Here is a 19,253-nt window from a genome sequence, read left to right on the forward strand (position 1 = left end):
ATCTACACATCCCTATAGTCTTTTTGGTGATGATTCATGAGGTGTATAAGAATGTTTTTCACTCGTTCAATTCCTTTTCCATCAATGAGTGTCCGTCCATTAAGATGGATGCTCCTGCGGAGAAAGTAGCTGCTGGACAGTCTTTCCACAGCACACCGTATATCTTTTTCATCCACAAGTTCACCTAAGCCAAGATGGTGGCACGCTCCCTTTTGTGCAAAACGAGCGGCTGTCACTGCTTGATGATCGACTTGTGAAAGAACAATACTGGGCACTCCGATACAAACTGCCTCGTATAATGTCATCCCGCCAGCAACTATTGCCAGATCAGCTTCCGAAAGGCGTGCAGGTAATTGATCTGTATGACGAATGAATTGAATATGCTCAGCCTCTATTTGTTCTTCAATGCGGGAGGCTTTTCCTGTAACCGCTAAAATGTGTAAGTGGTCCGCTTCGAGGATTGCTGATACAGTCTTTAATAACAATCCACGCGGGTCACTGCCCCCAAGGCTGATGACCACCTTTTTGCATTCTTTTCGAACCTCATATGTGTCTTTTAATCGGCTTATCTCTTGATCTAACAATAAATAAGGTGTTCCATAAAAATATTCTGTCCCATCTACTTGCATGTACTTTTCGTCCAGACCGCCATAAATGCCGTTCACGACAGCATCGGCAAGCTGACAAGCTTCTGCTCTTTTTTCTTCGAATAAGACCAGCCTGGCAGAGCTGGAGGATGCTTTGACTAATTGAAGAAATTGGAGGTCACAATCAAGTACATCAATCAGCAGAAGATCTGGATTCAGCTCTTTTATGTCCTGCTCCATCTGAAGGAATGCCTTCGACTCCTGCACCAAATGAACGTGCCAATCTGGACCTGAGAGCATTTCTACACAGATCTGTTCATTTGTATAGAAAGATATGTCGTTTCCTTCTTGAAGCAGTTGATTTGCCAGCCGTTTCATTCTGACGACATGACCCATCCCTCTTAAAAACCCACCATACACAACAATCATGATTTTCTTGTTCATTCAGCATCCTTCTGTTTCACAAATTGATTCAGCCGAACAATATCAGGGTCTTGTTCGCAAATGGTGATGAGTTCAGCCGTAGGCACAGCAATGGAGTCGCCAGCTTTCTCTAGTAAACGGGTCGCAAACACATAATCTTCTTCTGTATCAATCGTGAATCGATAAGCAGGATATGCAAGTTCTTTGGGCGGTGTGAATAATTGCAGGTGAAATTGCTCAGGATGCTTTCTGATATAGAGCGTGACATGCTCACGCTCTGGCTGCGTAAGGGGAAAATTGTCGATTTCACTTAAAATCTGTGCGTCGATCATTTCCCCGGAAATACCGAGTGGCGTTCCAGCCGTATACGTGTAATCAGCCTTCTCTTGTCTATGTTTTTCAAGCATTTTCGACAAAAGGACTGGATCTATAAATGGGTTATCTCCTGTTAAACGCACAATGGTTTGTGGTTCAAAATGACGGACAATCTGCGCAAATCGCTGCAGTACATCCGCCTCACTGCCACGAAATACTTTATAGCCCTTTGATAAACAATAATGAGCCAGCAGATCATCTTCTGCCTCAACTGTTGTGGCGATCATGAGGTTCTGCGATTTGTGATTGTAATGATCTGATTGCTTTACTCGTTCAACAATCAGGTCGATCAGCGCCATACCGCCGATCGGTTTCATTACCTTTTTTGGCAGCCTTGTTGAGCCCATTCTCGCCTGTATGACAAAAAGGACATCATTGATCATTTGGCGTCTCCTGCATGAGTACATCTTTCCACGAAACCCCTGTATGGGCTGGGATATCTCTGACAGCCTTTGTGCCAAGTAAAACCGCCATATACCTTGGATGCAGACCTTGGCTTTTTTGTCCTGGACGTAACACGGCTAGATTTTCTGCGGTCAATGTCTCGCCTTTCGCAATGCCTTTTGTCGTAAAAATGCCTCGATACGCAAATTCACGAATCTTGCCTTCAATAGCTGTTGTCGTTTTATAAGAACTGCCAAGGAGCTCTTCTGGCACTGAATGAGTGTCAGCTTCTGTTAGATTCCGCTGCTTTTCTGCCGCTCGAATATGCTGAACCATTTTCTTCAATTCTTCAGGATCAAGAGCAAAGGAATGATCAGCCCCAGGTAACGTTTTATCGACTGTAAAGTGCTTTTCAATGATTGCTGCCCCAAGCTTCACAGCGGCCACAGGCGCTTCAGTTGGATGCTCACTATGATCAGAAAAGCCAATGACTGCCTCGGGAAATGCCGCAGCTAAGGTTTGAAGCACGCGGAGATTCGTGTAAGCTCTAGGTGCTGGATACTTTGCTACGCAATGCATGATAGCGACCTGCTGATTGTGCTCGCTTGTAATCGCCTCATATGCTTCATGGACATCCGAAATGGTTGCCCCGGCTGTTGAGAATATGATGGGCTTTTGAAAAGATGCCGTGTGACGCATAAGAGGCAAATGATTGATTTCATAGGATGCCAGCTTGAAAGCCGGCGGATCAGTTTGATTCAATAGATCCGCAGATTCTTCGTCACACACTGTGCTTAAAAATATCAGCCCTTTTTCCGCGCAACGTGACAATAACACCGGGAGCCATTCTGGCGGCAGCTCCATTTGTTCCACTAAAGAAAAAATAGACACCTCTTCCCCTTTGGCTGTTTCGTACAAACCCGGTTCCTTTTGATACATCCGATCAGCTTGAAACATTTGAAACTTCACCGCATCGGCACCTGCTTCCTTTGCCACATCAATTAAAGCAAGCGCCTGATCCAGCTTTCCATCATGGTTAATGCCTGCCTCTGCAATGATAAAGACAGGCGCGCCATCCCCTACTTTGCGATCTCCGATATAGAAATGCGCCATCTTACCTCTCTCCTTTTTTCGGCCACACATGGTAATACAAGAAGGCATTTTTTGTTCTAAAGCCCAGCTTTTCGTACAGCTGAATCGCGGTTGTGTTATGCATCTGAGTTCCGGCAGACATAAACCGATGCCCTCTCTCATGAGAGGCGTTAATCATCGCCATCACGAGCTTTCTCCCGATCCCTTTTCCTTGTGCATCCGCTCTAATGGACAATAAATCAAGTACCAGTTCATCGCCCTTTGTCACCCCTTGAATCAAACCAATGACTTCATCGTTCACCTTTGCTGCGAGATTGATATCTGCACGTCCGAGTAAATTGTTTCTCATCCATTCCTGAAAGAAATGCTGGACGGCATTCTGATCTAAAAAAGGATCAAGTGCATACCGGCTTTTCACAAACGCCTGATGAGCAAGTGACACCGCCTCATCGTAATCCTTTTCATCCGGCAGACTGATGACCACATCTTCACCTGTAGATGGCATCTCCATTTGAACAGGCGGCGCCTCAAGACGAGTGAGACCGCCCACATAGTACACATGTGACAGCCTTTGGACGATGCGGTTTTTTTCAAGATCAGACGCTTCAAGACGTAAAAAGAAAAAATCGCATTTTTCTGTTCTCATCCAATTGATGAAACGCTCCATCAATTCTTGAAAAGCAGACGCTGTCTCCGCTTCGACAAACTTCACATGAAAAATATGCTGATGAAAAATGCCGCTTTCCCATTTTGACCATTCATATAACAGGACTGCCTTTAGCTGTGCGCCATTAACAAGAGCAAACTGCTTGAAGCCGTTCATTTGTTCCGCTTGTTGACCGTATTTCTCCAGCCAAGAAGCCAGCACCTGATCATCTACAGCATGAACGACCTTCATGATAATGCCTTCTGTTCTTTTAAAATAGACAACACCGCTGTGATAACATCCTGCACATCTTCATCTGTCATACTTGGATAGAGCGGCAGTGAGAGCGTCTGCTTGTAGTATGCAAGTGACTCAGGAAAATCCTCCGGTGAATAGTGATATGTTTCTTGATAGTATGGATGCAAGTGAACAGGGATAAAGTGAACACTCGTGCCGATTTTATATTCCTTTTGCAGCTGATCAATCAGTTCATCACGCGTGATAAATGCTTCTTTTGGATTCACTTGCAGTACATACAAATGCCATGCATGTCTTCCTTCTTGATGCACAGGCGGCAGGATCAGACCCGCTTCTTTTTGAAAAGCCTGATTGTATGCTTTTGCAATCTGTTCTCTCCGCGCCTGCATGTCATCTAGTCGGCTTAGTTGAACAAGCCCTATCGATGCCTGCACGTCAAACATGTTCATTTTATAGCCTGGTTCCTCGACCTCGTAATACCACGTTCCTTTTTCTCCATAACGATTCCACGCTCCCTTGCTCATCCCATGGAGCGCTAGTCTTCTAATCCGAGCCGCAAGCGCATCATCATTTGTTGTCAGCATGCCGCCTTCACCAGTCGCTAGGTTTTTCGTTGCATAAAAGCTAAAAGCGGTCGCATCACCAATGGATCCAACGGGCTGACCGTGATACGTTGTGTAAAGAGCGTGGGCAGCATCTTCAAGTACAAATAGATCATACTTTTTGGCAATGGCTAAAATCCGGTCCATATCGCACGATTGACCGGCAAAGTGAACAGGAACAATTGCTTTTGTGTGTGGTGTAATCGCCGCTTCTAGTTTCTCTGCATCAAGGTTGAGTGTCGCTGGATCAATATCGACAAATACAGGCGCTGCTCCCGTATGGATAATCGTATTGGCTGTTGCGCAGAATGTCAGAGGGGTTGTAATCACCTCATCCCCAGCCCTAATCCCTCTTGCCTTTAACGCTAAAAATAAAGCAGCCGTACATGAATTGACAGCGATCGCATGTTTTGCACCTGTCAGCTGCTGAAATTCTTCTTCAAACTGTCTTACTTTTGGTCCAGTTGACAGCCAGCCGGACTTTAATGTTCCAATGACTTCATCAATTTCTTCCTGCTGAATGAAAGGCAGAGCATAAGGAAGAAATTGTGCTCTCTTTTTTCCCATATCGCTTGCACACCCCTATCTTCATCTCTGAAAATCCACACCAGTTTTTGTTTTAAGCAGAGAAAGCAGAACATCGATAGATCGCGCATGCGGATAATGTTGTTTAATGAACTGAGCTCCTTGCTGCTTTGCCAGTTTCATCTCTTGTTCATCCGACAAAATACGAATGGCTTTCTCAGCTAGTTCAACAGGGTTTTCCATATGATAGCTGCCAAGCGACTCGTAATATGGGTATCTTCTGCCTTCTGTCGTTTTCCCGATCAGCACACTCTTTTCAAAAAGCATCGCTTCAAGACCAACTGTAGATGTGAGCGTAATCACGATATCCACATATGGCAGCAAGTCATACAGGTCAATTTCTTTTTTAATCAATTTCACATGATTTCCCGCTCGTTCAATAGTCACATAGTCATTTAATCGATTTCGAGCAATTTCCCAAGGATGCGGCTTCATGATCAGCTGAATGTCTTTCCGTTTGGCGATCGTTTTAAGAACATCGCCATAAAAGGCTTCAGAAAACGGCTGCGTTGCCACAAGCACGGTCTTTTTAGCCGGACTGAAGTTCAATTTACGAAAAATGAGATCCTGTTGAAGCGGCGTTCGCTCCTTCACCAAATCAAACCTCGGATGACCTGTGATTTCCACCTGTTCCGGCTGACAGCCTTTATCTACATACCAGTCCTTTTCATATTTTCCAAATACCCCATGGCAAGTCGTGAAAATTGGTAAAAAGGCTTCGTCTCCCATAAGCGCACCGTGCTGAAGACAGATACTCGTAAGCTGGCGTTTCACTGTTTGCAAAGCGAGTACGCGGCTGTAAGCATCCTCCGTCGTTCCAACAATGACAGCTGCAATCGGCTGCATTTGAAATAGCATTTCTATTTGGTTAATGACATCAATAAATTGCACAATGTCCTTCCGCAGTTTTTCTCTAAAAAAGACATTGCCAAAGACAGGGTGGTGAGCGTAAGGTTTAAGGAGAGCATTTGCTTTTTCAATATATTCAGCGTGGGCTTCTTTATTAACCTCTCCGGCTAATTCCGGCTTACTGATCACGGGTAATCCGTAATAATCCGCCTTCTTCCAGCGAGCGAGCACCACCGTTTTGTTTGGATGGAACCGCGTGTAATTTTGTTCCGTAAAACGCAGGTGTTCAAAGTGAAGCAATACCTTTCCATTCGCCGGACGATAAGCGATACGCTTGATCTGCTGTTTATGCTGATCAAAAAATGGCTGAATCTCTTCCGGTAATGGACAAGCGGTTGTCAGTTCTTGACCGAATGCTTCATCTTCCATGCGTTCCCTCACTTCAGGACTGATATATTGATAAAAATTACTGATCAACCCAAGAGGAATTTGCTTGTAGGACAAATCCTTCATCAGATTCACATACTCAAAGTACACCTGCCAATAATGATGAATATAGTGCGACACTTCAGGTCACCTCCCATGTTTTTGTTTTAATATACTGCGAAGCTCCCAGCAGGTAGACTGCTCGGGAAGTGCTTGAATAAAGGCACTTTTCTCTTCTTCTGCCAGCTGATAATGAATGGACTGTTCTGTGATGTAATTTGTATCTAATATTTCATCAAAGGGATAGAACGGATAAAAATGATTTAACCGAAAAAAGAAACGGGCATCCCCTATCCGATAAAAATGCGGACTCTCGTCCCAGTAAGACCCAAATTCAGCATGAATTTTTGATAAAATGGATGCACGATGTACGACCGAGCAATGATCTATGGCACAGGGGGCATTCCATTGCACTGTTTGCGCCGGCCGAATCGTTTCCTTCACTGGCTCTTTTTTGCTATTTAAATAGATCACTTTAGAACTAGAATAGACAATCTCTTTACCTGGATGGGCATCTAGATAATGAGTGAGCTTCTCTAAACGGTCCGGGGCGTAGACATTGTCATCTGTGGCATAGGAAATATACTCGCCCTTTGCCAGTTCTAATGCTTGATTAATCAGCACGGCGTAGCGAGTTTTCGCTGTTCTCTCTTCCAGCGTTTTGACACCGCTTTGGATAAAGTGAACGCGGGGATCTTTGCGAAACGGTTCAATAGCAGCAAGGGTTTTTTCGTTTGATCCATCATCCATGATAAAAAGTTCAAAGTCTGACAGCGTCTGCTGCAGGACCGCTTCAATCGATCTGCCGACGTAAGCCGCCTTGTTGTAGCTCGTCATAATGACAGTTACTTTTGTCAAAGTTTTCACCTCGGTCTCTTTCAAACTATGTTTATCATATGTGTCTCCTCTTAAAGAGACTGTAGAGTGACCTATTTTTTATAAAATTGTATTTTTTTATTGATCTATCTTTGAAAAATGCGAAATTTTTGGTAATATAAGTAATCATTTGTGTGTATTAAAGGAGTAAAGAACATTGGAAGCTATGAAGAATGATCACTCCCAAGAAGAGGAAGTAAAAGGATTTTTTCGATTTTTTAAAATTTTCGTCGCGACAAAAACGATTATTCGCTCATATCAACATTCCAATATTCCCATTTGGCTGATGATGCTCCTTGCAAGTATCGCCGGTACGGGCTGGATCTACGAAGGGTATTTTAGCGAGTATATGGGCAATCATATTCCATTCCCTTTTATTCTGTTACAAGGAGCGGGATATGGTATTTTGGCAGGTAATATGATTCTATTTTTCGGTGTCCTTCTGATTAAATGGTTAGGCCGTCTCTTTTTCGACTGTCAAACGGCATATCGAGATATACTCAAAGCCTGCACACTGACGGTCTTTTTCCCTTCTGCTTTATTTTCACTTACTTGGATTTTCACTGTTGGGATGCTCGGTCCGTATACGTTTGTTAAAATCTCACCATATTTAGATCAGCATTATGAAGTATGGTATTATCTCGATCTTTTAACTCTTACGGATGTATATGCAAAGACGTGGATATTTGGAATGGCAATTTTAGGCATTGTCGCTGTGATGAAGCTCAAATTATGGCAAGCCTTCATCATTGTGATCACACCGCTCGCCGCGTTTTTTCTCATCACGACACTTTTATTTGATATTCAGCACGCTGTAAACTGGATCATGTAAAAAAGACGAGTACCGATAGAATACGAGGGATTGTCTACACGCTGAGGAATTGCATAGCAGTTCCTTTTTTTCGTTCAATGTACATATTCTCCCCTCCTGTCTCATAGTGTGAAAGAGAGAAAGAATGCTATGGAAACAACAGGTGCTTTAGCGCCTTCTGTTTAGAACACCATGAGGAAAGAGGAGGAACGTTATGAAATTGAAAAATCAATTTGGGCAAGGTTCGGGTTTCGAAGGTCAAGATTTCCGCCAGCAACAATATGGAGCAAATCCGTATCCTGCGCAGCAGATGGGTTATTCAGTCCCTCCCCAAACGCAGGGTCAAATGCAGCAGGGGTTTTCGCCAATGCCGTCTACCGGCACTTCACAAGGAGGCCAAGGAACGCAGGGCGGCGGTCAGCCATATCAAATTCCTTCTGGACCGGTTTATCAGCAGAATGTCACCGGGCAGCTGCCTATTGAGCAGTCCTATATTGAAAATATTTTACGATTGAACCGCGGCAAGGTAGCCACGATTTATATGACATTTGAGGCGAGCAAGGAATGGAATTCGAAGATTTTTAGAGGCGTCATTGAAGCTGCAGGACGTGACCACATTATCATTAGTGATAATAAGACAGGAACACGATACTTACTATTAACGATCTATCTTGATTACATTACGTTTGATGGGGAAATTCAATACGACTATCCATACTCCATGTCTACGTATTCTCCGAGATAACGTCAAGCATGGCAAAAGCAAGGCTCAGGTGCCCTTGCTTTTTTTCTTTTGTCTAGGTTTTTGTCACACCTCTAGGGCGCTGCTCATAAGATGCCTAGTAGTTTTTATCAAAAGCCTAGAGGTGACATCAATGACTGTTGAGCTGGATTATACATCACCAAATGTCAAATTTTCATACGATCTGAATCAAAGCCCCCTTGTGAAATTCGATCAGCATAACCTGATTAATGTGTTAGGAAAAAAACAATTAAACTCGTTGGATCAAGTGTCCCTGCTGGATATATATTTGAGTAAAAGCAAAGTCGTAGAGCCTCATTATCATCAAAATGCCGCAGAGCTTGTTTATTGTATAGCCGGTTCTGCTGCCGTATCGATGCTGAATCCATTTACAAAAAAACTGCACACCTACACCATCACACCTGGACAGGTGGCAAACGTGCCTCAAGGCTGGTGGCATTATGAAGTCGCTCTCCAAGACAGAACTCATTTGTTAGCCATTTTTAACGCATCTACACCTGAAGTGATCCTAGGCTCAGACCTTCTCACCCTCACCCCTTCTCACATCATGGCCCATACTTATTGCATGAACGAAACACAGTGGAAGCAGGCGATAAAGCCTGTGAAACCAAGTGTGTTTATCGGACCATTTTGCCACCGGGAGGAAGAGTCTCAAACGCATCCTGTCCCTCCATCTCACTACGTCCCATATTATCAAGCACCGTCCAACTATACCCCTTACTGGAGTTAAGAAAAAAACCGATGCCCCTATGAGAGCATCGGTTTATTGGCTTATAAATTTTTTGCTGCTGCAATGACAAGCATGATCCAAGAGGCGATAAATGCTACTCCGCCAATAGGAGTAATGGCTCCTAAAATCTTCACCTGCGTCAATGCCAGCACATAAAGGCTTCCTGAGAAGAAAAGGATACCTGCAAGCATCACCCAGCCAGCGGCAGGAACCAAGGAGACACCTGACAGCTTATCTGCAAGAAAAGCGACAACAAATAAGCCAATGGCATGGAACATTTGATATTGAACACCTTTATTCCATATTTCTATATATTTTTCAGGGATTTTCCCTTCTAGACCGTGCGCACCGAAGGCTCCAAGTCCAACAGCAAGCATGGCGTTAATAGCACCTAAAATGAAAAATAGTTTCATTCGTCATTCTCCTTATCTCGTCAATTATATTTATCATAGCGCGGGTGAAGGGCGACATTCAACTTTCCCTTTACGTTGACACGAGATTGTCGGATTTCTTTTTCTTTCGTAACAAGACTTGGTCGACCACGATCGCAATGAGTGTGCCTAGAACAAGACCGTTGCTTAATAATGAAATGAGCACAGGATGCATCCCTTTCAAGGCCCCCTGAGGCACAAACATCGCCCCTACGCCTGCTAAAACAGCAATCCCAAGAACAAAGCGAATCCGCGGGACTTCTTCTTTCTCATACTGATCAAACTCCGACATCGCAATCCCAATCATAGAAGAAAAGACCACAAAGTTTACAGCAAGCCCCACAGGTGATGGCAATGCAGAGAAAAAGCTCATGAGCAGGGGAAACAAACTAATGAGAACAACAAGCAGACTTCCTATGAAAAAAGGCTTTCTCGAAGGAATTTTGGTTGTCTGGATAAATCCGGCTGCCCCCGAAATAGGTACAGGCGCAATCGCCCCGATCAGCCCGCTTAATAAATGACCAAATGCTGCGACAAAACCAGCAGGACGTGCTCTTTTCCGCTCACGCAGTTCACCAAATGCCTTCACTGAGCTTTCCACAATTCGAATACTTGCCAGCATGTTCACAATGAGTAAAATCGTTATAAAAAAGGACGTGACAAGCAATCCGCTGTCAAAGACCGGCATACCGAATGGAAACAGCTTCGGAAACTCGATGATTTGTTCTGGAATTCGAACCGGCTTCGCCAATCCGAGTAGAGCGAATAACAGCCATCCGCCTGCAAGTGCGAATAACACAGAAAACTGCCTCAAGTAATGCCATTTTGAGCGGCTGATCATGAAGGTGAGGATAATAATCAAGATCGATAAGCAAAAGACAAGCCCGTCCACCTGATTTCCCCGATAGCCGATGCCCATCAGCCCTTTCATGATTGGCTGACTTAGCTGCACAACAAGCAGCAGCAGGTAAATGCCTGTGACGACTGGCGTAAATAAAGACGCGAGCCAATTGATGATTTTAAATAAACTAAAAATAAAAAAGAAAACAGCACTAAAAATTAAAGCCCCTTGTAATGCTTGCAGGGTTTCAGGATACGTCGCAAAGATTGTACCTGTCATGCCGGCATAAAGGGTATACACACCCCACCAAAGCCCTGCTGGACTTTCATTGATCGGCAGCATATGGCCGCATAAACACTGCACCATCGCCACAAGACCAAGTGAAAAGAAAGTACTTTGAATCAGCTCCGCCGATTGCACTTGGTTCAATTCAAATGCTTGTGCAATCGCAATTGGTACGGCAATAGAAGCTGCGATAAAAAATGCCATCCACTGAATGGCGCCCAAAAATAGTTTCAAACCGATCACCTTCCCTTTGTCGTGACAAGACCATTAAAAATCAAAAATAGAGTCGCCGTTCCCGTCCTTCTCTTTTTGACCCTCATCATTTTGCTGAAATTTCTTCGCACCACTTGTGCCCATGAGTTTCTCAAGCATGGCTTGATCTGTAGTCACAGATGGCGCTGATGGTGTATGTATCGATGGAGGTGGTGAGATGGCCGGCGACTGCGGCATTTGCACCTTTGATGGTGCGTCGAGAATGACATCACATAGTGAAGAAATGGCCGCTACTTGACGTTTCACCTCTTCATCATTTCCACTTTGTTTTGCTTTTTGAACCGCTTCCTCCATTTTTTGAAGCAGGCTTGATATATGAATATTCAAGGGTAGACCCTCCAATCTAAAAAAATCTCTTTTCAACATTATTTTACCAAATGAACAAACCAAATGGGTTCATTTTTTCAAAGCAGTGCGCTCACGCCTCTCTTATTTGACCCATCATCTTCATTCACACATAATAAAAGAAACAAAATCGTCTATGAAAGGATTGAATAATGGACAAGCTCACTGCTCTATTTCAGAAACAAAAAGTCTTTCAGAAGCCAGCGGTTCAAGAACGCATCCGCATTCTTCAAGACTTAAAAGCAGCAATCAAACAGCATGAAAAGGATATTTTACAGGCCTTAGCCCATGATTTACATAAATCCGAACAGGAAGCCTATACAACAGAGATTGGGATGGTGTATGAAGAAATCAATCATACCATCAAACACCTTCACAAATGGGCGAAGCCAACTCGCGTGAAAACACCGCTGACTCATATCGGATCAAAAAGCATGATTATCAAGGAACCTTATGGAACTGTGCTCATCATTGCTCCTTGGAACTATCCTTTCCAATTGGCCCTTTCTCCATTAGTCGGTGCGATTTCTGCGGGAAATGCCGTGATTTTAAAGCAGTCTGAGCTGACGCCGGCAGTCTCACAAGTGATCAGCACTATCATCAAACTTGTATTTCAAGAAGACCATGCGGCTGTCGTAGAGGGCGGTGTTGAAGTCAGTACAGAACTGCTGAAACTGCCCTTTGATTATATCTTCTTTACTGGAAGTGTGGCAGTTGGCAAAGTCGTCATGGAAGCCGCCGCAAAGCATTTGACACCTGTCACACTTGAGCTTGGCGGAAAAAGTCCCAGCATCGTCATGCCTGATGCCGACATCAAGCTAGCAGCGAAGCGGATCACCTTTGGAAAGTTCACCAATGCAGGGCAAACCTGCATTGCACCAGACTATTTGCTCGTTCATGAATCCATCAAAGAGGAACTATTGCGAGAAATGACAGCCTGTATCCGTGATTTTTATGGTGAACATCCCGAAACGCATCCGCACTTTGGAAAAAATGTCAGTCAGCGTCATTTTGACAGGCTTACACAATTTCTCTCAAATGGAACGATCGTCACAGGTGGACAGCGCAATGAACAGGAGCTCAAAATCGCTCCGACCATTTTAGACCACATCACATGGGAAGATCCTGTCATGCAGGAGGAAATTTTCGGACCGATTCTGCCTGTCATGACCTTTGATTCTCTGCATGAGGCAGTTCATATGATCAAAGCAAGGCCGAAGCCGCTTGCGCTTTACTTATTTACAACAAATAAAGAAACAGAATCCTATATTCTAGACAACCTCTCATTTGGCGGAGGATGTATCAATGACACGCTTATGCATGTCGCTACCCCTTACCTGCCATTCGGAGGCGTCGGCGAAAGCGGCATGGGGCGATATCACGGGAAGGAAAGCTTCTTTACTTTTACGCATGAAAAAAGCGTCCTGCGGCAAACCAATCGCTTCGATTTTTCCTTCCGTTATCCAAATGCGAAAAATGGACTCGACTTGGTCCGCAAATTTTTAAAATAAACAGGACGAAGGGGCTCTCCCCTCGTCCTATTTTCATTCAATATCCTTGATGCACCAATTGATTTCTTCAATCCCCATTTGCTTTAAATACGCGTTTACCTTTGAAAACGGCCGGCTGCCAAAAAAGCCGTTTCTTGCAGAAAAAGGACTTGGATGAGGTGACTCAATGATGAAATGCTTGTTTTGATCAATGCGTTCTTTCTTGTTTTGAGCATGTCTTCCCCATAACACAAAAACGACAGGCTGCTCACGCTGATTCAGCACATCAATCACGCGGTCTGTCACTCGTTCCCAGCCCTTGCCTTTATGAGAATTCGCCTCGCCCCTTCTCACAGTCAGCACAGTGTTTAAGAGCAGCACACCCTGCTCTGCCCAGCTGACAAGTGAACCGTGGTTTGGAACAGGACAGCCAAGATCATCCTTTAGCTCCTGAAAAATATTTCTCAAAGATGGCGGGTGTTTGACGCCCGGCTGAACAGAAAAGCTTAATCCATGTGCCTGCCCTGGGCCATGATAAGGGTCTTGTCCTAAAATCACCACTTTGACCTTTTCATATGACGTCAAATGAAGAGCACGATACACGTCATCTGGTTTTGGAAAAACGGTCTGCGTGCGATATTCTTCCTTCATCCATTCACGTAATTCCTGATAATACGGCTGTTCAAATTCACTTTTCATCACAGCCCACCAGCTATCATTTAAAAATGGCTTCATTGTGGTTTTCCTCCTTCTACTTGCTGCGCTAGTCTGGAGATCATCGGTTTTCCATCCCACACAATCTCACTCTCTGATTCTCTTTTTTTCATCGCTGGTTCTTCTAATAATATCGCAAAGTTCGCTGTCGGCAGATCGCCCAGTTCATGCTTTTCACTTAAATCATCTAAGTAGTTTTTCCTTGTTTCACCCAGATCACTAGACTGATTTCCACCGCCGTCAAAAAACGCATAGATCACGCTCGCCGCTGGCACTCGTTTGACTCGGGCATGCTGTGATACACGCAAAAAGAAGTCCCAGTCCCAATAATGATGCATCGCTGGATCAAAATAGCCAATCTCATCGTGTATACAGCGTTTGTACATACTGCCCGAAGGAACATATGTAGAAAAGACACGCATATCCTCAATATCCGCTGTATAAGCAAACAAACGTCTCGACAGCGGGAAACGGGTCGCGCCTTTTTCTTCAAATGATACAATTTCTGCATCAGAAAAGACAAAATCGGCATCTTCCAGCGCCTTGCTCATGCGTTCGATATGACAAGGTGTGAAGTAATCATCGTCGTCACTCAGCATGATGACGTCTCCTGTCAGCTCCCGCACCCCCACATTTCTGGCATTTACATGCTGGACATTCTCATCTAAATGAATCAAGCGGATCGGAAGCTCAGGGTAAAGTTCCTGAATGATGTCGACTCGCTCTCCTGCATCATTGACGACAACAATTTCAAAAGGCTGTACGGTTTGTCTTGTAATGGATTCAAGCAGCTCACACAGTGCGCTGAGCCGGTTATGTGTCACAATTAATAAGGAAATCTTCATATGCAGCTTACTCCTTTAATAGATTCGTCTTTTTCCATTAAAACATAAATTGACTTTCTTCTCATGATATAAAAGGCGGTTTGATTTGATGGGAAAATGGGAATTTTTGATGAAAAGGAGTGATCATGATGGAATATATCACGGTGGAGAATAGTAAAGAAGCAAAACAGACCATTGACCACATTCATTCATCGGATTCATCAAAAGACGCTGTTTTTGTTTTTGCGTACGACCCAGAACGCTCTGATACCGTAACGGAGTATACAGATGCCAAAAGCATGACTGCGGTCGATCAAGGGATTTTGGATCAAGTCGCCAATGTCATTCGTACCCGGGATGATGAACTGATGGCCAAAATGATGTCAGCTGGGGCCGATCAAGAGTTAGCCTTAACCCTTTTAGATGAACTGAAAAAAGGGAAATTGGTGATTTGTAAAAGGTAAGAAAGGGAGGCGTTCCGATGAGAGGAACGCTTTTTTATGCCGTTTCATTGTGATAAATGGAAAAGCTGATTATAATAAGGGATAGAACAGTAACTGTTACACATCACATTGGAGGTTCAGCAACTATGTCTATGAATAAAGCACTCACCATCGCAGGTTCGGATTCAAGCGGCGGTGCAGGTATCCAAGCAGATTTAAAAACGTTTCAAGAAAAAAACGTCTACGGGATGACAGCTTTAACCGTTGTCGTTGCAATGGACCCTCATAATCATTGGGATCATCAGGTGTTTCCAATTGATACGGCGACAATTCGCGCGCAGCTCTCTACCATTGTAGAAGGCATTGGTGTAGATGCGCTGAAAACGGGTATGCTTCCAACCGTCGACGTGATCGAGCTTGCAGCTGACACCATCAAAACATATGACCTAAAAAATGTAGTCATTGATCCTGTCATGGTTTGTAAGGGTGCGAACGAAGTCCTTTACCCAGAGCACGCGGAAGCATTGCGTGAAAAGCTCACGCCACTGGCAACCGTTATCACACCTAATCTTTTCGAAGCAGGTCAATTAAGCGGAATCGGCGAGATCAAAACGATCGAACAAATGGAAGAAGCAGCAAAACGCATTCACGAACTTGGTGCAAAGTATGTGGTTATCACTGGAGGCGGTAAGCTCAGCGAAGACAAAGCCATCGATTTGCTTTATGATGGACAAACCTTTGAACGCCTTGAAACAGATAAAATCGACACAGAATACACACACGGCGCAGGCTGCACATTCTCAGCAGCAGTCACAGCTGAACTAGCGAATGGATCAGACGTGAAAGAAGCCATTTATGCAGCAAAAGAATTCATCACGGCTGCCATTAAAGGCTCTTTCCAGCTAAACGAATACATCGGACCAACAAAGCATTCTGCTCATCGTTTTGACAAATAAAACAGAAAAAACCGATTCGCCTTGTTAGGAGGTGAATCGGTTTTTGTTTATCGAAAGCTTCGTCTCTGTGCAAACAGCCAATCTGTTAAGCCTGGCGTCTCATAAGCAGGCGTCCATGATGCATGGTCATATCCATACTTGCTTGCATACTCCGTATAAAGCGGCTGGCCTCCAGCTTTTTGAATAGCTTGAATTGTATTTCTCGCATAGCTGATAGGGATAATGGAATCATCCTCTGCATGAAATGCCCATATTGGCTTGCTCGCTAAAATTCCCGCCTTGCTCGGATCTGCACCCCCAGCAATAGGAATCATCGCTGCAAACAAACGAGGATATGTGATGTTCAACTGGTACGTGCCAAATCCACCTTGTGATAAACCCGTCGCATAAATTCTTTTCTGATCAATCTGATAAGAAGCTAACACATGCTGAAGGACATCATAAGCTTTGTGTAAATCTGGTGAAAATTGAAACACATTCGTCAGATCAATTTCATTTTGCACATTTCTTGTTAATGCAAAGCCTCCATCGACAGTATTTCGCGCCTGAGGTGCAAGTACATACGAAGGATGTTTCTTTTGAACTTCAGGAGAAGCCCATAAAACTGCACCATCATTCGCAAGTAACTGCTTTTGATTGTCTGTTCCCCTCTCCCCGCCTCCATGTAAGAAGAGGACTAAAGGATAGGCTTTACCCCTCTTATGATTTTTCGGAATGTACAACCGATAAGGCATTCCTTGATATTCAAAAGATAAAAAAGATGATGCGATATCCTCTCGTGTGACAAAACGATAATTGTACGTAGACGTAGCAAGTCGATGCCTATTTTTGTAAGCGCTTACTTTTAAAGTCGTATCAGTTTCGATATGAATGGGCTTTTTGTATAACTGACTTTGAGTTGTCGGCTGGCTGCCATCTGTTGTGTAATAAAGAGAAGCTTTTTGAACGTGAGAATGCAGAGCTACCTCTTGTGAACGATAATATTGACCAGACGGGACTGAAGCAGTTGACGCAGCAGACGACGTATGATTTCGGGCAGAAGAAACGGAAGGAAAAAGAAAACTCATAGAAAACAGGACAATAATAAAGGTGATCAGGCATTTCTTGGTTGTATGGTTCATATCGTTCCTCCTGTACATGCTCAGATGAAATTTTTATTTATTATTGATCATGACAATACAAATGTCAACGCTTTCATTTAAATTTCTGAATAATCTTATTGAATTAAAAAAGCGTACCCGCTTCCGAGTACACTCTTTTATCCATACATGAACGCCTATTTTTGCTGATCGGACTCTTTCGCCATTTTTCGAATAAAGGCTTCAATGGATTCAACAAATAAAGCATATTCTTTCATTTGTTTATACGTATCTGACAGCTTCTCTTTCACTTCTTCCTGCTCTAAAGAAGGTTCACCGAGAATAGATTGAACTTGAATGAGCAATTCTTTATATTCTTCACGTTTATCTTCAACATGATCTGCCATTGTCTCCAAGCGTTTTCTAGTCGTCGGCTGCTGTTTTGAATTCAAGTAAACAACCCCTTTTTTGTCCTACCGCATTTGGATAAACGTCAGCCTCAGCTGTATATATTTTAAAATGATACCATAATTCCACCTGTTATCATATATGTAAAACGTCATCAAACCGCTTTAGGCCAACCTTGTATATACACGCTATAGGCTCTAAGATACAGGCTGATCTCACTAGAAAAAGCAGATCATTGATCTGCTTCTCTTTGTAAATGCCATGTCTTCAGTTTCAGCTTTGTTTCATTTCTGCCACTGATGGAGATCGATTTATTTCCCGGGGAAGGAAAGTAACGTGCAGTAAAAACTTCTCGGCCTCCGTTTACAAAAATCTCAATTGACGATGAGTCGATAAAGATATGAAGGTCGTGTAATTCCTCTATGACTACTTCACGAACTTCCTTTGATCGATCTTCAAATCGATCCCGCTCTAATGTCAGCTTCCCTTCCTCTTTATCATAGATGATGCGTGCTGCTGCACGGATACAGCATTCAAACCCTTTTTGTGTGTCAATTTGATCAATGAATACCTCTGCGCTCGTAATATCCTCTACAGGGATGGAATGAACAGAACGTTTAATATGAAAAACATGCTCTTGTTCATTGGTCCGCATGGATTGAAGTTCACTTACTGGTTTTTGAATCAGATGTCCATCCTCATCTAAACGGAGCTCTCTCGGGATCGTGAGGCAGTGTATCCATTGATAAGAAATGGTCGGATGATGTTCTTCTCCTTGATCAGGCACCCCCATCCACCCGATTAAAAGTCGTCTGCCTGATTCGTCTAGAAAGGTTTGCTGCGCATAGAAGTCAAAGCCGCGGTCCAGCTCCTCAAACGCTCCGTGTGTATATTGATAGGAATGATCATCCAATGTGCCAACAAAATAGCCTGATTGATGTGTGTTGTGATATTTTAAGCCATCCGGCTCTAGCCCTTGCGGTGACACAATCAATACATCCCGGCCGTCTAATTCAAACAGGTCTGGACATTCCCACATATAGCCGAAATTGTCTAAACCATTCTTTCCGCTGCCTGCAATCGTGCCTTGAAACGTCCAATTATCTAACGTATCAGAGGTAAATAAGACAAGGTGTCCCTTCAGGTCTAAGCTTTGTGCACCAAGGACCATGTACCACTGGCCATTTCGCTTCCATACCTTTGGATCTCGAAAATGAGCAGTGAACCCTTCCGGCAGTGTTGCCACGACACCTTTTTTCTGAAAGTGAATACCATCTTCCGAAACAGCTAAACATTGATACGTCTCACGGTTCCCTTGTTCATCCCGAACGTTTCCAGTGTACATCACATGCATCTGTCCATCGTCTATAAATGCACTGCCAGAATAACAGCCGTTTTGATCAAACCAATCACTTGGGGCAAGAGCGGCTTCTTCGTGCTGCCAATTGACTAGATCTGTCGATGTGTAATGCCCCCAGAATTTTGCACCATGCCCCGTTTTGAATGGCTGCCACTGATAAAAGACGTGGTAAATTCCTTTCCACTGAATCAGCCCATTCGGATCATTTAAAAGACCGACTGGCGGCATCAAATGAAAATGCTGCCGGTACACATCCTTTTTGACCAAATGCTCATAGTTTCGAATACGGTCTGCTATCTTTTGACGAAGTGCTGCGTCAGTAGTTGTCATGACTGTG

At 43.8% G+C, this 19,253-nt stretch carries 21 protein-coding genes; 6 read left to right on the top strand and 15 right to left on the bottom strand.

Annotated elements, in window-relative coordinates:
• Window positions 1–2: 2 nt before the first annotated feature.
• From MHB66_RS17585 to MHB66_RS17615, 7 genes are read right to left on the bottom strand one after another with little or no spacing between them, the layout of a single operon-like run.
• Window positions 3–1,031, bottom strand: a complete 1,029-nt coding sequence (locus tag MHB66_RS17585; protein ID WP_046312871.1) for a glycosyltransferase — start codon at window positions 1,029–1,031, stop codon at window positions 3–5.
• Window positions 1,028–1,768 (bottom strand): glycosyltransferase family protein, encoded by a 741-nt coding sequence (locus MHB66_RS17590; protein ID WP_046312869.1) that lies wholly within the window; start codon window positions 1,766–1,768, stop codon window positions 1,028–1,030. Before MHB66_RS17590 ends, MHB66_RS17585 begins: the two co-directional genes overlap by 4 nt.
• Window positions 1,758–2,882, bottom strand: a complete 1,125-nt coding sequence (locus MHB66_RS17595) for an N-acetylneuraminate synthase family protein (protein WP_046312867.1) — start codon at window positions 2,880–2,882, stop codon at window positions 1,758–1,760. Before MHB66_RS17595 ends, MHB66_RS17590 begins: the two co-directional genes overlap by 11 nt.
• 1 nt (window position 2,883) lies before the next feature.
• Window positions 2,884–3,759 (bottom strand): GNAT family N-acetyltransferase, encoded by an 876-nt coding sequence (locus MHB66_RS17600; protein ID WP_046312865.1) that lies wholly within the window; start codon window positions 3,757–3,759, stop codon window positions 2,884–2,886.
• Window positions 3,756–4,934, bottom strand: coding sequence for a DegT/DnrJ/EryC1/StrS family aminotransferase (locus MHB66_RS17605; protein ID WP_041115442.1), 1,179 nt, complete (start codon window positions 4,932–4,934; stop codon window positions 3,756–3,758). The genes MHB66_RS17600 and MHB66_RS17605 overlap by 4 nt, the downstream gene beginning before the upstream one ends.
• A gap of 21 nt (window positions 4,935–4,955) precedes the next feature.
• Window positions 4,956–6,368, bottom strand: a complete 1,413-nt coding sequence (locus MHB66_RS17610) for a CDP-glycerol glycerophosphotransferase family protein (protein ID WP_061110225.1) — start codon at window positions 6,366–6,368, stop codon at window positions 4,956–4,958.
• Between the two features lie 6 nt (window positions 6,369–6,374).
• A complete protein-coding gene (locus MHB66_RS17615; protein WP_041115894.1) occupies window positions 6,375–7,145 on the bottom strand; it encodes a glycosyltransferase family 2 protein in 771 nt (256 codons plus the stop codon).
• A 184-nt stretch (window positions 7,146–7,329) separates the two neighbouring features.
• Here MHB66_RS17615 and MHB66_RS17620 point away from each other — a divergent pair, with 184 nt between their 5' ends.
• From MHB66_RS17620 to MHB66_RS17630, 3 genes are all read left to right on the top strand, one after another.
• Window positions 7,330–7,995: a hypothetical protein gene (locus MHB66_RS17620; protein WP_227001751.1), complete on the top strand. Its 666-nt coding sequence runs from the start codon at window positions 7,330–7,332 to the stop codon at window positions 7,993–7,995.
• A gap of 193 nt (window positions 7,996–8,188) precedes the next feature.
• Entirely contained in the window at window positions 8,189–8,719 is a 531-nt protein-coding gene (gene gerQ, locus MHB66_RS17625) for a spore coat protein GerQ (RefSeq protein ID WP_024426405.1), read from the top strand.
• 130 nt (window positions 8,720–8,849) lie between these two features.
• On the top strand, window positions 8,850–9,467 hold the full coding sequence (locus MHB66_RS17630; RefSeq protein WP_046312860.1) for a cupin domain-containing protein: 618 nt from the start codon (window positions 8,850–8,852) through the stop codon (window positions 9,465–9,467).
• A 41-nt stretch (window positions 9,468–9,508) separates the two neighbouring features.
• On the opposite strand, the gene MHB66_RS17635 is transcribed toward MHB66_RS17630, so the two are convergent.
• From MHB66_RS17635 to MHB66_RS17645, 3 genes are all read right to left on the bottom strand, one after another.
• Window positions 9,509–9,880 carry a DUF423 domain-containing protein gene (locus tag MHB66_RS17635; RefSeq protein WP_025093833.1) on the bottom strand — a complete coding sequence of 124 codons (372 nt, stop codon included), beginning with the start codon at window positions 9,878–9,880 and terminating at the stop codon, window positions 9,509–9,511.
• 70 nt (window positions 9,881–9,950) lie between these two features.
• Window positions 9,951–11,258 (bottom strand): purine/pyrimidine permease, encoded by a 1,308-nt coding sequence (locus tag MHB66_RS17640; RefSeq protein WP_034281286.1) that lies wholly within the window; start codon window positions 11,256–11,258, stop codon window positions 9,951–9,953.
• Window positions 11,259–11,291: 33 nt separating this feature from the next.
• The gene (locus MHB66_RS17645; RefSeq protein ID WP_034281287.1) at window positions 11,292–11,624 is read right to left on the bottom strand and encodes a YwdI family protein; all 333 of its coding nucleotides are present in this window, start codon (window positions 11,622–11,624) and stop codon (window positions 11,292–11,294) included.
• Between the two features lie 170 nt (window positions 11,625–11,794).
• On the opposite strand from MHB66_RS17645, the gene MHB66_RS17650 reads away from it, so the two are divergent.
• Window positions 11,795–13,153: an aldehyde dehydrogenase gene (locus tag MHB66_RS17650; RefSeq protein WP_342490565.1), complete on the top strand. Its 1,359-nt coding sequence runs from the start codon at window positions 11,795–11,797 to the stop codon at window positions 13,151–13,153.
• A gap of 33 nt (window positions 13,154–13,186) precedes the next feature.
• On the opposite strand, the gene MHB66_RS17655 is transcribed toward MHB66_RS17650, so the two are convergent.
• Both MHB66_RS17655 and MHB66_RS17660 read right to left on the bottom strand, forming a co-directional pair.
• Window positions 13,187–13,867, bottom strand: a complete 681-nt coding sequence (locus MHB66_RS17655; protein ID WP_046312854.1) for a uracil-DNA glycosylase — start codon at window positions 13,865–13,867, stop codon at window positions 13,187–13,189.
• Window positions 13,864–14,691, bottom strand: coding sequence for a glycosyltransferase family 2 protein (locus MHB66_RS17660; protein WP_024423819.1), 828 nt, complete (start codon window positions 14,689–14,691; stop codon window positions 13,864–13,866). Before MHB66_RS17660 ends, MHB66_RS17655 begins: the two co-directional genes overlap by 4 nt.
• Window positions 14,692–14,819: 128 nt before the next feature.
• Between MHB66_RS17660 and MHB66_RS17665 the strand changes: the two genes are divergently transcribed.
• Entirely contained in the window at window positions 14,820–15,134 is a 315-nt protein-coding gene (locus MHB66_RS17665; RefSeq protein WP_046312851.1) for a general stress protein, read from the top strand.
• Between the two features lie 125 nt (window positions 15,135–15,259).
• Entirely contained in the window at window positions 15,260–16,069 is an 810-nt protein-coding gene (locus MHB66_RS17670; protein ID WP_024426411.1) for a bifunctional hydroxymethylpyrimidine kinase/phosphomethylpyrimidine kinase, read from the top strand.
• Between the two features lie 47 nt (window positions 16,070–16,116).
• Here MHB66_RS17670 and MHB66_RS17675 read toward each other — a convergent pair whose 3' ends face one another.
• The 3 genes from MHB66_RS17675 to MHB66_RS17685 all read right to left on the bottom strand — a co-directional run bounded on the left by MHB66_RS17675 (window position 16,117) and on the right by MHB66_RS17685 (window position 19,246).
• A complete protein-coding gene (locus tag MHB66_RS17675; RefSeq protein WP_046312847.1) occupies window positions 16,117–17,190 on the bottom strand; it encodes a chitobiase/beta-hexosaminidase C-terminal domain-containing protein in 1,074 nt (357 codons plus the stop codon).
• A 155-nt stretch (window positions 17,191–17,345) separates the two neighbouring features.
• On the bottom strand, window positions 17,346–17,600 hold the full coding sequence (locus MHB66_RS17680) for a hypothetical protein (protein WP_024423823.1): 255 nt from the start codon (window positions 17,598–17,600) through the stop codon (window positions 17,346–17,348).
• Window positions 17,601–17,788: 188 nt separating this feature from the next.
• Window positions 17,789–19,246, bottom strand: coding sequence for a sucrose-6-phosphate hydrolase (locus tag MHB66_RS17685; RefSeq protein ID WP_046312845.1), 1,458 nt, complete (start codon window positions 19,244–19,246; stop codon window positions 17,789–17,791).
• Window positions 19,247–19,253 lie beyond the last annotated feature (7 nt).

This window comes from Bacillus sp. FSL L8-0167 (assembly GCF_038630295.1).
Classification (GTDB): Bacteria; Bacillota; Bacilli; order Bacillales; family Bacillaceae; genus Bacillus; species Bacillus safensis.

Coding starts and splice junctions, on each gene's coding strand:
- MHB66_RS17685 (WP_046312845.1), bottom strand. CDS start 19,246: ATGACAACTACTGACGCAGCACTTCGTCAAAAGATAGCAGACCGTATT.
- MHB66_RS17600 (WP_046312865.1), bottom strand. CDS start 3,759: ATGAAGGTCGTTCATGCTGTAGATGATCAGGTGCTGGCTTCTTGGCTG.
- MHB66_RS17595 (WP_046312867.1), bottom strand. CDS start 2,882: ATGGCGCATTTCTATATCGGAGATCGCAAAGTAGGGGATGGCGCGCCT.
- MHB66_RS17635 (WP_025093833.1), bottom strand. CDS start 9,880: ATGAAACTATTTTTCATTTTAGGTGCTATTAACGCCATGCTTGCTGTT.
- MHB66_RS17605 (WP_041115442.1), bottom strand. CDS start 4,934: ATGGGAAAAAAGAGAGCACAATTTCTTCCTTATGCTCTGCCTTTCATT.
- gerQ (WP_024426405.1), top strand. CDS start 8,189: ATGAAATTGAAAAATCAATTTGGGCAAGGTTCGGGTTTCGAAGGTCAA.
- MHB66_RS17650 (WP_342490565.1), top strand. CDS start 11,795: ATGGACAAGCTCACTGCTCTATTTCAGAAACAAAAAGTCTTTCAGAAG.
- MHB66_RS17660 (WP_024423819.1), bottom strand. CDS start 14,691: ATGAAGATTTCCTTATTAATTGTGACACATAACCGGCTCAGCGCACTG.
- MHB66_RS17620 (WP_227001751.1), top strand. CDS start 7,330: ATGAAGAATGATCACTCCCAAGAAGAGGAAGTAAAAGGATTTTTTCGA.
- MHB66_RS17670 (WP_024426411.1), top strand. CDS start 15,260: ATGTCTATGAATAAAGCACTCACCATCGCAGGTTCGGATTCAAGCGGC.
- MHB66_RS17585 (WP_046312871.1), bottom strand. CDS start 1,031: ATGAACAAGAAAATCATGATTGTTGTGTATGGTGGGTTTTTAAGAGGG.
- MHB66_RS17665 (WP_046312851.1), top strand. CDS start 14,820: ATGGAATATATCACGGTGGAGAATAGTAAAGAAGCAAAACAGACCATT.
- MHB66_RS17675 (WP_046312847.1), bottom strand. CDS start 17,190: ATGAACCATACAACCAAGAAATGCCTGATCACCTTTATTATTGTCCTG.
- MHB66_RS17655 (WP_046312854.1), bottom strand. CDS start 13,867: ATGAAGCCATTTTTAAATGATAGCTGGTGGGCTGTGATGAAAAGTGAA.
- MHB66_RS17630 (WP_046312860.1), top strand. CDS start 8,850: ATGACTGTTGAGCTGGATTATACATCACCAAATGTCAAATTTTCATAC.
- MHB66_RS17590 (WP_046312869.1), bottom strand. CDS start 1,768: ATGATCAATGATGTCCTTTTTGTCATACAGGCGAGAATGGGCTCAACA.